This window comes from Streptomyces sp. UNOC14_S4, from assembly GCF_020740835.1.
In the GTDB taxonomy this organism is placed as follows: domain Bacteria; phylum Actinomycetota; class Actinomycetes; order Streptomycetales; family Streptomycetaceae; genus Streptomyces.
In genome coordinates this window covers 1-12,970 of record NZ_JAINFC010000187.1, presented here as the reverse complement: position 1 = coordinate 12,970, position 12,970 = coordinate 1, and the positions used below count along the sequence as shown (strand labels likewise).

Genomic DNA, 12,970 nt, shown 5'->3' with positions numbered 1-12,970 from the left:
GAGGAGGAGGGCGGGATCCGGGCGTCAGACGGTCCGCAGCACGCTGTCGGGCAGGTCGCGCCGCGCCCGGATGGGGGAGAAAAGGAGGATCAGCGCGCTCAGCGGCAGCAGGACCGTCAGGGCCAGCAGCGCGGGGCGCAGGCCCAGCGCGGTGCCGAGTGCCCCGCCGACGAGGGCGCCCAGCGGCATGGTCCCGTAGTTGAGGAACGCCGAGCTCGCGGTGACGCGGCCGAGCACGTCCGCCGGGCAGTAACGCTGGATGAAGCCCGACTTGATGACGTTGCCGGCCACGATGCCGGTGCCCACGGCGGCGCTTCCCACGATGTACAGCACCAGGCCCGGGCCGGGCGCGGTGAGCGCGATCAGGGGGGCGAGGGACAGCAGGCCCAGCTCGAAGAGGAGGAGTGCCCGGCCGGTGCCGATCCGGTCGGCCGTCCGCCGTACCACCAGGGTGCCGAGGACGCCGCCGATCCCGCCGATCGAGGAGATGGCCCCGATCGTCCCGGAGGGCAGGCCGATGTCCCGGACGAGGAAGACGACCACAATGGACTGATACGCCGTCAGGAACAGGTTGGCGGCGGCCCCGAACAGGGTGAAGCTGCGCAGGTACGGGTCCCGGACGACGAGCCGGAGCCCTTCGCCGACCTCCCGCAGCAGGGCGCCGCGGACGCGTTCCACCGGCTCCGGCAGCGGCTCGCGCACCCGGATCCGGGCCACGCAGACCAGGGAGACGAGGAAGGTCACGGAGTTCACCAGCAGTCCGCCGACCGCGCCCGCGAACTGGGCGACGAGGCCGCCGGAGCCGACTCCGACCAGTTGGGCGGCCGAATCGCTGCCGTGCAGTTTGGCGGTCCCCTCGACGCGGTCCCGTGGTGCGAGGAGGGTGGGGAGGTAGGCGACGTACGCGGTCTCGAAGAACACCGCGGCGGTGCCGGTGACGAGGGCGACGGCCATCAGCTGGCCGAGGCCCAGGAGGCCGAGCCAGGCCGCCGCGGGGACGCTCGTGAAGAGGACGAGGCATATCGCGTCGCAGGCGAGCATCACCGGCCGCCGCCGCATCCGGTCGACCCAGGCCCCGACGGGGAGTCCGATGATCAGCCAGGGCAGCCAGCCCGCCGCGTTGAGCAGGCTCACCGTGAAGGCGTCGGCGTCCAGCGCGGACACCGCGGCGAGGGGCAGCACGAGGCCGGTGACCGAGGCGCCGAACGCCCGCATGGTCTCGCCGGTCCACAGCATCCGGAAGTCCCGGTGCCGGCGCAGCAGTCCCCCGCGCACGGTTTCCGCGCCCCGCTCGCACTGCCGCAGTTCCTCGGTCATGTCGACGGTGGCTCCTTAGCGGCACGGGTGGGGGGTGGGCCGCCGGGTGATCGTTTCCGGCCCGGTGACTGCCATGCTTCCGGAGCCCGTTCCACGTCCGATCGACGTGGCGTCTACGGATCCGGCGCGGCGTCTACGCGCACGTAGAGAGGCTGACCGTGCGGTCAGGGCCGGGATGCGATCACTCGTGATCGGCGCTGCCATGGAGGGATGAGCACGATCGGGCCGCGTCCCGCCGACGGGACGGCGCCGGGTGGGGCGGGCAGGCGCCTGCATGCCTTCTTCGAGGCGGCCTGCGACCGTGCGGCGGCGGCGACGGCGCTGGAGTGCGGGCGGCACCGGCTCACGTACGCCGAGCTGGACGCGCGCGCCAACCGGCTCGCCCACCACCTGCGCGGGCTCGGTGTCGGCGAGGGGTCGCGGGTCGCGCTGCTGCTCCCGCGCTCGGTGGACATGTACGCGTCCCTGCTCGGGGTGGGCAAGGCCGGTGCGGCGTTCGTGCCGGTCGACCCGGCGTCGCCGCCGGACCGGGTCGGCTACATCGCCGGGGACGCCGACGTCGACCTGCTGCTCACCTCGTCCGCGCTCGCACCGGCCCTGACGGGCCTGTCCTGCCCGGTGGTCGACCTCGACGCGAGCGCCCGCGCGCTGGCCGCCGCCCCCGCCGCGCGCCCGGCGCCCGCCGCGCCCGCGCACGGGCTGCGGGACGACGACCCGATCGCGTACATCATGTACACCTCCGGTTCGAGCGGCAGGCCCAAGGGCGTGCAGATCGCCCAGTCGAGCATCTGCAACTTCGTCGGCATCGTGCCCGGGCTGTACGACGTGCGGCCGCACGACCGGGTCCACCAGGGCATGACCATCTCCTTCGACTTCTCCATCGAGGAGATCTGGCCGACGTGGTCGGTCGGCGCCACGCTCGTCGCCGGGCCGACGGGCGCCGGGCAGTTCGGCGCCGAGCTCGCCGACTGCCTGGAGCGCCACCGGATCACGGTGCTGTACTGCGTGCCCACGCTGCTGGCGACGATCCCCCGGGACCTGCCGCTCGTCCGCAGCATCATGGTCGGCGGCGAGGCCTGCCCCGCCCGGCTCGTGGAGCGGTGGAGCAGACCGGGGCGGCGCATCCTCAACACCTACGGGCCGACCGAGGCCACGGTCACCGCGACGGTGGCGGAGCTGCTGCCGGGCCGCCCCGTGACCATCGGCAGGCCGCTGCCGACGTACTCGGTCGTCCTGCTCGACGAGGAGCGCCACCCGGTGCCCGACGGCACGGTCGGCGAGATCTGCATCGGCGGCCCCGGCGTCGCCCGCGGCTACGTCGGACGGCCCGAGCTGACGGCCGACCGGTTCGTCGAGCACCCGCTGGCGCCCCCGGGCAGCAGGCTCTACCGCACCGGCGACCTGGGCCGCGTGACCCCGGACGGGGAACTGGAGTACCTGGGCCGGGCGGACGCCGAGGTGAAGGTGCGCGGCCACCGCGTCGACCTGGGCGAGATCGACAACGTGCTGCTGGAGGACCCGGGCGTGGCCGAGGCGGCCACCGCGCTGACGCCCTCGCCGAACGGCGACGGGGGCGGTGGCGGCGAGCTGTCCGCGTACGTGGTGCCGACGCCGGATGCCGCAGGCCAGGGCACAGCCCTCGTCGCCCGGCTGCGCGAGCACGCGCGGCGCAGGCTCCCGGCCTACATGGTGCCCTCCTTCGTGGACGTCCTCGCCGAGCTGCCGACGATGCCCAGCGGCAAGGTGGACCGCGGCAGACTGCCCGCCCCGACCGGCCGCCGCCTGGTGGGCGGCGGCGACGTCGTGCCCCCGCGCGACGAGCCGGAGACGCGGCTGCGGGACGCCTGGGCGGACGTCCTCGGCATCGCGCCCGAGGACCTGTCCGTGGAGGCGGACTTCTTCACCGACCTCGGCGGGCACTCCCTGCTCGCCGCCCAGGTGGTGTCGCTGCTGCGCGGCCGGGGCGACGGCGCGGGCCCCGCCCCCACTCTGCGCGACCTCTACGCACACCCGACCGTGCGCGGCCTCGCCGCCCGGCCGGCCGCCGGGGCGGACGCCGCGGTCCCGGCCGTGCCGCCGCGCGCGGAGCCGATCCGCCACGGCGACCGCCGTGTCGCGGCCGCGGGCGCCGCGCAGGCCGGGGTGATCTATCTGCTCCTGCTGATGCTCACCCTGCCGGTGTCGTGGGCGCTCGGCCGGGACGACGGCTCGCTGTCAAGCAACACCACCGTGCAGTTCGCGGTCTGTCTGCTCATCAGCTGGTTCGGCGTGCGCTGGATCGCGCCTGCCGTGCTCGTACGCCCCCTCGCCGCGAGCGTCCGGCCCGGCCGCCACCCGCTGTGGGGCAGGACGTACGTGCGGCTGTGGGCGGTGAACCTGCTGCTGAGCGTCAGCCCGCTGCACGTGCTCGGCGGCTCGCCCATGATGGGCGCCTATCTGCGGCTGCTGGGCGCCCGCGTCGGGCCCCGTACGACGATCGCCACGAACGTGGTCTCCCTGCCTTCGCTGTTGCGCGTCGGCGCCGACACCGCCGTCGGATACGGCGTCACACTGCGCCCGTGGCGGGTCGAGGACGGCTGGGTGACGGTCGCCCCGATCGAGATCGGCCCGCGCGCGTACGTGGGGGCGAACGCCGTCGTCGAACCCGGCGCGCGCGTGGGCGCCGGTGCGGGCCTGGGCGAACAGTCCGTCGTCGGCCAGGGCCAGGACGTGCCCGACGGCGCCCGCTGGGCCGGCTCGCCACCCCGCCCCGTGGCGGCGCTCGCGCCGGACGTCGAGGCCATGCTGCGCTCCCCCGCCGACGCGGACGAGTGGCGGGCCCGGCACCTCGTGGCGGCGCTGGCGGGCCTGGTGTTCCTGGAGGCCACGCTCGTGTTGGTGCTCGTGCCGAGCGTCGCCCTGGCGTGGTGGGCGTTCCTGCGCTGGGACGGCTGGGCGGGGCTGCTGGCCGTCGTGCTGTCCGGTCCGGTGTTCGTCCTGACCGTCTGCTGCGTGGTGGCCCTGGGCAAACGCCTGGTCCTGTCGAGCACACCGGTGGGCATCCACCCCGCGCGCTCCGCGCTGGGCGTGCGCAAGTGGGTGGCGGACAAGCTGCTGGAGTTCAGCCTGCTCCTCACCAACTCGCTCTACGCCACGCTCTACACGGTGCCGTGGCTGCGGCTGCTCGGCGCGCGGGTCGGCCGGGGCGCCGAGGTGTCGACCGCCGCGCACCTCGACCCGGACCTGCTCACCCTCGACGACGGCAGCTTCGTCGCCGACATGGCCAGCATTGGCGCGGCGGCCTACGCGGGCGGCCGGGTCTCCTTCGGCCCCACCGAGGTGGGGCGCCGCGCCTTCGTCGGCAACGCCGCGTTCGTACCGGCCGGGACGCGCCTGGAACCCGGCTCCCTCGTCGGGGTCGGCACGGTGCCGCCCGAGGAGAGCGTCCCCGCGGGGACGTCGTGGCTGGGCTCGCCCGCCTTCCACCTGCCCGTGCGGCAAAGCAGCGGCTCGTACCCCGAGGAACTGACCTTCCGGCCGACGCGCAAGGCGGTGCTCCACCGCCTGGGCGTCGAGTTCTTCCGCGCCACGATGCCCGCCTCGGTGCTGGGCACGAGCGTCTACGCGTACGTGCTGGCGCTGACCGGCGTCGTCCACCTCACGGGCCTCGCGGCACCGCTGCTCGTCGCGCCCCTGCTGCTGATGGGCTCGGGGCTCGCGACGATCGCGTACTGCGCGGCGGTCAAGCGCCTGGTCATCGGCGTCTACCGGCCCCGGGTCGAACCGCTGTGGAGCCACTTCGTACGCCGCACCGAATTCGTCACCGGCCTCTACGAGGCGGCGGCGGTACCGGCCGGGGTGGGCGCCCTGACCGGGACGCCGCTCCTGCCGCCCGTGCTGCGCTGGTTCGGCGCCCGCATCGGCAGGCGCGCCTGGATCGGCACCACCTACCTCACCGAGTTCGACCTGGTGGAGGTCGGCGACGACGCGGCGGTCGGCATGGGGGTGTCCCTGCAGACCCACCTGTTCGAGGACCGGGTGATGAAGATGTCGACGGTGACCGTGGAGTCGGGCACGAGCATCGGCACCCGGGCGATCGTGCTCTACGGGGGCGTGGTCGGCGAGGGCGTCCGGCTCGGCGCGCTCTCCCTGCTGATGAAGGGCGAGACCCTCACGCCCGGCACGAGCTGGAGCGGCATCCCCGCCCAGGGGGTGGGAGGAACATGACGGACCGTCCGCTCGCGCTCGTCTACCGCGGCCCGGCCTCGCTCCCGGGCTGCCCGGAAGCGGTGGCCTCGCTGCTCGCCTCGGGCCCGTGGGGGCTGGACGTGCGCTACACCGGCCCCAAGGAGGACGTGCCGCTGTCGGCCGAGTCGCTGGCCGCGGCCCGGGTGTACGCCCAGCCGGGCGGCGGCACCCTGTCCCGCGCCTACCGCAAGCTCAGACGGCAGCGCGAGGCCCTCCGCGGCTGGGTCCGGGGCGGGGGCCGCTACCTGGGCTTCTGCCTGGGCGGCTATCTGGCCGGGGCCACCCCGGGGTTCGCCCTGCTGCCCGGCGACACCGACCAGTACATCGTCTCGCCCGGCGCCACGGTCCACCACGACGGCAACACCCTGGTCGAGGCGGAGTGGCGCGGTCTGCCGCGCACCCTGTTCTTCCAGGACGGCCCGTACTTCGTCCTCGACGAGGGCGCGGACGCCACCGTCCTGGCCACCTACACCAACGGCACGCCCGCCGCGGTCGTCGCCCCCTTCGGCGCGGGCCGCGTCGGAGTCGTGGGCCCGCACCCCGAGGCGACCGACGACTGGTACACCGACGCGGGCCTCCCGGTCCACCGCACGTGGGACCTGGCGATCGACTTCGTAGCGGCCACGCTGGAAGGCGCCCCGTAAGGGGCGCGGGGAACTGCGCGATCAACCACAACGAACCCGCAGCCGCGCGCGCAGCGCAAGAGGCACCCCGGTGGGCGCACCCACCCACCGGCAGTTGCAAACCCCACTCAACGAAGCATTCGGCAGAGGACACTACTCAACGAGAAAGTCGGCGCCCCACTGCGGAAGGACGTCCGATGCACCCGTTCCGTGGCACGTTCGTCTCCCTCGGCCTCATACTCGCCCTGACCGTCACAACGGCCCCGGTACGGGCCGACGCGCCCACGCCCGGCGCACCCGGCGCGGGCGACCCCCTTTTCCCCCTGGACGGCAACGGCGGCTACCACGCCCTCCACTACGGCCTCGACCTCTCCTACGAGCCGGCCACCGCCCACCTCGACGCCGAAGCCGTCGTCACCGCCCGGGCCACGCAGGACCTCTCCCGCTTCGACCTGGACCTTTCCGGCCTGACCGTACGCTCCGTGCGCGTCGGCTCCGAGCCCGCCGCGTTCCGCCGCGAGGGACAGGAGCTGGTCATCACGCCGCGCACCCCGCTGCGCCGCGGCCAGGTCTTCCGCACCACGGTGACCTACGACGGGAAACCGGAGGCGGTCAACGAGCCGGGAGACCCGTACGACGGCTGGAACGTCACCGACCACGGCGCCTTCGTGGCGGGCGAACCGCAGGGCAGCCGCGCCTGGTTCCCGTTGAACAACCACCCTTCGGACAAGGCCGCGTTCGACGTCACGATCACCGTTCCCGAGGGCTATACGGCCGTCTCCAACGGCAGACTCGCCGGTCTGCGCACCCGGCACGGGCACAGCACCTTCCACTGGCACAACCCCGAGCCGATGGCGGGCTACCTCGCCACGGCCACCATCGGGAAATTCCGGACGGAGAGTTACCGCACCCGCTCGGGGCTGCCCGTCTACAACGCCGTGGACCCGCGCGAGGCCGCGGCCTCCGCCCCCGTGCTCAAGCGCCTGCCGGAGGTGCTGGAGTGGGAGAGCGGCTTGTTCGGCCCCTACCCGTTCGGCGCCGCGGGGGCGATCGTGGACCATGCCCCGCAGATCCCGTACTACGCCCTGGAGACGCAGACCAGGCCGCTCTACTGCAAGGCGCCGACCATCGTCACGCTCGTGCACGAGACGGCGCACCAGTGGTTCGGCGACTCCGTCAGTCTCTCGCGCTGGCAGGACATCTGGCTCAACGAGGGCTTCGCCACATACGCGGAGTGGCTGTGGGCCGAACAGCACGGCGGCCCCAGCGCCCAGCAGGCCTTCGACGACGCGTACGCCAAGCCCGCGACCGACCCCGTGTGGGCGTTCCCGCCCGCGCTCCCGGCGGACTACACCCACCTCTTCGACGACCCGGTCTACACGCGCGGGGCGATGGCCCTGCACAAGATCCGCACGCTCGTCGGGGACCACGCGTTCTTCGACGTGCTGCGCGCGTGGGCGACACGCCACCGCGACGGGCACGGCACCACGGCCGAGTTCACCGGCCTCGCCCGTGCCGTCTCCCACAAGGACCCCGGGCCCACTGTCGCCACCTGGCTGTACGGGAAGGGCAAACCCGCACACCCGTGAGCCCGTGAGCCTCTGAGCCTCTGAGCCTCTGAGCCCTTGAACCGCCGCCCCGCGTCGCACGCTCCCGACGACCCTGGAGGGCAGCCGTGGAAGGCCGTTCCGACCGCGAGACCCTGCGCTTCGGCATCCATTCGGGACAGCAGTACGCCGATTTCCCCGGACTCCGCTCCCTGTGGCAGGCGGCGGAGTCCCTGGGGTACGACTGGGTGTCTCTCTTCGAGCACTTCCGTCCGCGGATCCTCGGCCCCGACGGGCCGTGCCTGGACGGTATGACCGCGCTGTCCGCCCTGGCCGCCGTCACCGGCAGGGTGCGCTGCGCCATGCTGGTCACACCGGTGACCTGGCGGCACCCGGCGCTGCTGGCCGTCGCCGCCGCGACCGTCGACCACGTCTCCGGCGGACGCCTGGAGCTGGGCCTCGGCGCGGGCGGCGACGACCTCGCGTTCCGGCAGTACGGCATCGAACAGCCGCCACCGGCCACGCGCCTGGAACGGCTCGACGAGGCGTGCCGGGTCCTGCGGGCCCTCTGGGACGGCGGCCCCGCCGACTTCACGGGCAAGCACTTCACCCTGCGCGAGGCGTATCTGTGCCCGGTCCCGGTGCAGGCACGGCTTCCCCTGGTGATCGGCGGGGCGGGAGCGGGCACGCTGCGGGCCGCCGCCGAGCACGCGGACGTGTGGAACTGCCTGGCGCTGCCGCCCGCCGCCTACCGCGCCGCCGCCGACACCCTCGCCGCGCACTGCGCGCGGACCGGCCGGGATCCGGCGGAGATCCGCAGATCGGTCACCTTCCGCGCCGTCCTCACCCCCGACGCGGCCGCCGCCCGCCGGGCCCGCGCCGCCCTGGCCGACAGCACGGACGGCCGCTCCGCCGACCTGCCCGAGTACATCGCCTTCGGCAGCGCGCAGGAGTGCCTCGACCGCCTCGCGCCATATCTGGGGCTCGGCGTAAGGGACTTCCTCCTCGCGGTCCGGCCGCCGCCGGACCTGGCGACGGTCGAACGCTTCATCACCGAGGTGGCGCCCGCCCTGCGCGAGGAGGCCCGGCGATGGACCGTCTGATCTGGCGCACCGCCGACGACCCGCTGCCGGTGCACGCCCTGGTCGAGTCCTCGGACCGGGCCGCCGCGCGGCGCAGCGGCACCCCGCCTCCGCGCAGACGGCACGCGTCGACCCGTTTCCTCGTCGCCCGCGGGCTGGTCCGGCTGGGCACGGAGGACGGCGTGCCGGTCGTGACCGTCACCGTCGGCCCTCTGCCCTCGTTCGACTCCTCCTCGCTCGACCCGGCCGAGGGCGCGCTGCCCGGGGCCGAACGCCCCTGGTACATGCAGCGCCTGGCCGTGACTCCCGCTCACCCGGACCCGCTCCTGGGCGTCCGGGCGGTCCGGCACGCGATGTCCCTGGCCGCCGGGGCGGGCGCGGACGCGCTGCGCGCGGAGGCCAATCCCGACCTCTCCGACGTGCTGGAGATGCTGTGCTCCCTGGGCTTCGCCCGCTACGGCACCATCGACACGGGACCACTGCGCCGCACCTTCCTCCACCTGCCCCTGCGGGGACGGCCGTGACGGCGGCCGTCACCTCCTGGAGCCGCGCCGTCGGCCGCACGTCGGCAGGAGCGGAACCGGCCCGCACGGTGCACGAGTACGGGCTGGACAACGGGCGGCTGCGGGTGGCGGTGTGGAGCTACGGGGCCACCCTGGTGGAGGTGTCCGTGCCCGGCCCGGCCGGAAGGGTGCCTCCCCGCACGAACCTCGTGGTCCGGCTGCCCTCGCTCGCCGCCTACGAACGCCGCGCGGACCGCGCCTACGTCGGCTCCACGCTGGGGCGCTTCGCCCGGATCGTCGCGGGCGGCCGCGCCGACATCGCGGGACGGCGCCACCGGCTCGTGACCGGCGAGGGCGGCCACCATCTCCACGGCGGCGCCGAGGGATTCGACGCCCGGGTGTGGAGCGGGCGGGCGCACTCCGGCCGGGGCCGCGGCCGGATCGTGCTCACCCTGGTCAGCCCGGACGGCGACCAGGGCTACCCCGGCACGCTGCGCTGCACCGCGACCTTCGAACTGCGGGCCGACGACCGCCTCGTGGTGCGCTACGAGGCGGTCACCGACCGGCCGACCCTGTACGGCCCGACGCTGCACGCGTTCTGGAACCTCGCCGGGGGCGGGCCGGTGGACGGCCACGTCCTCGCACTGGACGCCGACACGCTGATCGAGGCCGACTCCCGCTTCGTACCGACCGGACGACTGCTGCCCGTACCCGGCTCCGCGGTGGACCTCGGGCCGCGCGGCGGCATCGGGGGCTCCCGGCTCGACCACTGCGTCGCGCTGCGCGGCGCGGCCCCCGGGGCCGTCCTGCGGGACCCGGGCAGCGGCAGGGCCCTGCTGCTGCGCACCGACCAGCCGGGGCTCGCCCTCTACACGGGCGAGCGGCTGCCGGAGCCGCGGTCCGGGATCTGCCTCCAGCCCGGCGCCTGGCCTGACGCCCCCAACCAGCCCGCTTTCCCCTCCGCCCTCTTGTCCCCCGGAAGGATCCACCGCCATGTCACGACGTACTCCCTCACCGGAATCGGCCACCGCCGCTGACGGCATCGCCGCAGGCCGGACGCTGTACGGCGTGCTCCACCTCCCGCCGATGCCGGGAACCCCGTTCCACGTACCGGGCTCGCTGTCCGCCGCGATCGACGACGCCGTCCGGGACGCCGAGGCACTGCGGGACGGCGGCGCGGACGGGGCCCTTCTCCAGACCGTGGACCGGGTCTACAGCACGGAGGACGAGGCCGACCCCGCCCGGGTGGCCGCCATGACCCGGTACGTGACGCGGGTCGCCGACGCGGTGGGCGACGGCTTCCCGCTCGGCGTCCAGATCATGCGGCACGCCGTGAGCGCCTCCCTGGCCGTGGCCAAGGTGACGGGCGCGGCCTTCGTCCGTGCCGACGCGATCGTGGGGGCCACGCTGTCCACGCACGGGCGGGTGGCGCCCGACCCCCTGCGCATCATGGGTTACCGCAGGGCTCTGGACGCGTTCGACGTCCAGCTGATCGCCGACGTGGACTCCATGCACTTCAGTTGGGAGGGCGGCACGGAGACGACGGGCGGGGTGGCCCGCCGGGCGCTGTTCGTGGGCGCGGACGCGGTCTGCGTGGCCCACCCCGACGAGGCCACGGCCCTCGCCAGGATCGCGGACGTCCGGGACCGGGTCCCCGAGGCACGGATCATGCTGGGCGGTTTCCTCACCCACGAGAACGCCGCCCGGCTGCTGGCCGACGCGGACGGCGCCTTCGTCAGCGGCTGTCTGACGGCCCCCGACGGCCGTGTCGTGACCGACCGCGTACGACGGTTGGCGGACACGGTGCGCGAGGGCCGCCGGTGAACGGCCGCGCGTACACGCTCGACGAGGTCCGGCGGCAGACCGCCGCCCTCCCCCACGACCTGCCGGTCCTGTCGGAGGCGGCCCGCGCCGGCGCGGAGCGCGCGGTGCGGCGGACCGGACCGGCCGGGCGGGTGGTCCTGCTCGGCAGCGGGGACTCGCTGTTCGCCGCGCAGGCGTCGCTCCGGTCCTTCACCGGTGCCGGGACCGGGTGCGTGGCCATGTCCGCCACGGAGTTCCTGACGGAGTTCCGGTACGCGGACGGTGTACGGACCGTGGTGGTGGGCGTCTCCGCCTCGGGCGGCAACCCCGCCGTGGCCGCCGCGCTCCGCCGGGCGCGCCACGACGGCCGCGCGACCGTGGCCGTCACCGGGCACCCCGACAGCCCGGTCGCCCTGGCGGCCGGGACGTCCGTGGTGGCCGACCCCGGCCCGTGCGCGCCGTCCCCCGGTATCCGGACCCACCAGGCGAGCCTGCTGTCCCTGCTGCACCTGGCACAGGCCCTCGGGGGCGCTTCTGCCGCCCCCGGCGACGTGGCGGAGCTCGCCCGGGCTCAACTGCGGACGATCGCCCTGGCGGAGGCGTCCGCGGGCGAGGTGGCCGGTCTGCTCGCCCCGGCGCCGGTGGTGTGGGTCGTGGCCGCCACCGGGGCACTGGGCACCGCCCGCTACCTCGCCGCGAAGCTCACCGAGACCGCGGGGGTCCCCGCGCTCGCGGTGGAGCCGGAGGAGTGGTGGCACGTCCACCGGTTCGGGCACGACGCCGCACACCCGGTGCTGTTCCTGCTCACCCCGGGGCCCGGCAGGGCAGCGGCACTGGAGACGGCCCGGCGGACGGCGAAGCGGCACCGCCTGATCGTCATCGCGGAGCACGGGGACGACCAGGCCCGCGCGGCGGCCACCGTGGTCGTGCCCGTCGCAGACGGCGCGACCGGGGCCGCGCGTCCACTGCTCGACGCCGTCGTCGCGGGACCGCTGGCTCTCGCGCTGGCCCGGACCCTGGGACGGCTGCCGTTCGCCCGCCGGTGACCCGGCGGGCCGCATGGGTGTCAGGACCCGATCCGCAGCCGCTTGAGGTGTCGTGCGACGGTGCCCGCGGCCGCCCCGGAGGTGCGGGTCCGGCCATGGAAGTGGCGGGTGTTGTCGATCACGACGACCCGCCCCCGTGTCCAGGTCAATCCGCGTGCCTCGCCGCCGTACATGGCCGCGTACAGCGCGCGCAGGGCGTTGTCCACGGCGGCCGGGGCGGTGCCGGAGGGGCCGTCGTAGGACCAGGCGAGCGGGGCTCCCAGGAAGTCGCGCACGCAGAACACCGGCCGTCCCGCCTCCTGGCGCAGGATGGTGGGCACCTCGCCCGGCCGGTCGTAGCGGAGCCGCGCGAGGACGTCCCGTACGGGCGCGGGCAGGGCCGCGTGGACGCCCGCCATCGGGACGACGACCGTCTGCGCACAGCGCCCGTCGTCCCCCGGGGACACGCACATCAGCACGATGTGACGCGGCTGGGCGCGCACGGGCGCGCCGCTGCTCTCGCTGTGCAGGGTCAGCGCGTTGGCGGCGAACGGCTGGACGGCCGGGTCGTCCGTGAGGGCGGCGCCCGAGCGCAGGTTGAGGATCACCCGGTCCTCGACCCGCGCCCGGACGTCCGGGGACAGCTCGGGCCGGGCGGTGCCGAGTACGCGGCCGAACGTCAGGAACTCGGCGTTGTCCATCGGCCGGTCGAGGTCCGTCACGGCGAAGCCGTACGGGTCCAGCCGTTCCGCCAGCGCGGCCGCCGCGGTGGCCTCCGGCTCGGTGGCCCGTCCCCGCAGCGGGGCGGGGGCGGGTGCCGGGTGGGTCCGCCCGCTCTCCAGC

General features: G+C 75.0%; 10 protein-coding genes. 8 read left to right on the top strand and 2 right to left on the bottom strand.

The annotated features are described in order from the left end of the window. Window positions 1-24: 24 nt before the first annotated feature. A complete protein-coding gene (locus tag K6I34_RS18285) occupies window positions 25-1,317 on the bottom strand; it encodes an MFS transporter (RefSeq protein ID WP_229327347.1) in 1,293 nt (430 codons plus the stop codon). 210 nt (window positions 1,318-1,527) lie between these two features. On the opposite strand from K6I34_RS18285, the gene K6I34_RS18280 reads away from it, so the two are divergent. From K6I34_RS18280 to K6I34_RS18245, 8 genes are all read left to right on the top strand, one after another. Then, window positions 1,528-5,523, top strand: a complete 3,996-nt coding sequence (locus tag K6I34_RS18280; RefSeq protein WP_229327346.1) for a Pls/PosA family non-ribosomal peptide synthetase — start codon at window positions 1,528-1,530, stop codon at window positions 5,521-5,523. Beyond that, the gene (locus K6I34_RS18275) at window positions 5,520-6,188 is read left to right on the top strand and encodes a BPL-N domain-containing protein (protein WP_229327345.1); all 669 of its coding nucleotides are present in this window, start codon (window positions 5,520-5,522) and stop codon (window positions 6,186-6,188) included. The genes K6I34_RS18280 and K6I34_RS18275 overlap by 4 nt, the downstream gene beginning before the upstream one ends. A gap of 176 nt (window positions 6,189-6,364) precedes the next feature. Beyond that, complete coding sequence (locus K6I34_RS18270; RefSeq protein WP_229327344.1) at window positions 6,365-7,756, top strand: M1 family metallopeptidase; 1,392 nt, start codon at window positions 6,365-6,367, stop codon at window positions 7,754-7,756. Window positions 7,757-7,842: 86 nt separating this feature from the next. Further along, window positions 7,843-8,817 (top strand): LLM class flavin-dependent oxidoreductase, encoded by a 975-nt coding sequence (locus tag K6I34_RS18265; protein ID WP_229327343.1) that lies wholly within the window; start codon window positions 7,843-7,845, stop codon window positions 8,815-8,817. Next, a complete protein-coding gene (locus tag K6I34_RS18260; RefSeq protein ID WP_229327342.1) occupies window positions 8,805-9,320 on the top strand; it encodes a hypothetical protein in 516 nt (171 codons plus the stop codon). The genes K6I34_RS18265 and K6I34_RS18260 overlap by 13 nt, the downstream gene beginning before the upstream one ends. After that, the gene (locus tag K6I34_RS18255) at window positions 9,317-10,336 is read left to right on the top strand and encodes an aldose epimerase family protein (RefSeq protein ID WP_229327341.1); all 1,020 of its coding nucleotides are present in this window, start codon (window positions 9,317-9,319) and stop codon (window positions 10,334-10,336) included. The genes K6I34_RS18260 and K6I34_RS18255 overlap by 4 nt, the downstream gene beginning before the upstream one ends. Beyond that, window positions 10,293-11,123, top strand: coding sequence for a BtpA/SgcQ family protein (locus K6I34_RS18250; RefSeq protein WP_229327340.1), 831 nt, complete (start codon window positions 10,293-10,295; stop codon window positions 11,121-11,123). The genes K6I34_RS18255 and K6I34_RS18250 overlap by 44 nt, the downstream gene beginning before the upstream one ends. Next, window positions 11,120-12,148: an SIS domain-containing protein gene (locus tag K6I34_RS18245; RefSeq protein WP_229327339.1), complete on the top strand. Its 1,029-nt coding sequence runs from the start codon at window positions 11,120-11,122 to the stop codon at window positions 12,146-12,148. The genes K6I34_RS18250 and K6I34_RS18245 overlap by 4 nt, the downstream gene beginning before the upstream one ends. 20 nt (window positions 12,149-12,168) lie before the next feature. On the opposite strand, the gene K6I34_RS18240 is transcribed toward K6I34_RS18245, so the two are convergent. Continuing rightward, window positions 12,169-12,970 (bottom strand): TauD/TfdA family dioxygenase (locus K6I34_RS18240; protein WP_229327338.1); only part of this gene is annotated, 802 nt, incomplete at its 5' end.

Excerpts from the sequence above, each read along its gene's own strand:
- K6I34_RS18250 (WP_229327340.1), top strand. The coding sequence starts at position 10,293 with ATGTCACGACGTACTCCCTCACCGGAATCGGCCACCGCCGCTGACGGC.
- K6I34_RS18260 (WP_229327342.1), top strand. The coding sequence starts at position 8,805 with ATGGACCGTCTGATCTGGCGCACCGCCGACGACCCGCTGCCGGTGCAC.
- K6I34_RS18280 (WP_229327346.1), top strand. The coding sequence starts at position 1,528 with ATGAGCACGATCGGGCCGCGTCCCGCCGACGGGACGGCGCCGGGTGGG.
- K6I34_RS18275 (WP_229327345.1), top strand. The coding sequence starts at position 5,520 with ATGACGGACCGTCCGCTCGCGCTCGTCTACCGCGGCCCGGCCTCGCTC.
- K6I34_RS18285 (WP_229327347.1), bottom strand. The coding sequence starts at position 1,317 with ATGACCGAGGAACTGCGGCAGTGCGAGCGGGGCGCGGAAACCGTGCGC.
- K6I34_RS18270 (WP_229327344.1), top strand. The coding sequence starts at position 6,365 with ATGCACCCGTTCCGTGGCACGTTCGTCTCCCTCGGCCTCATACTCGCC.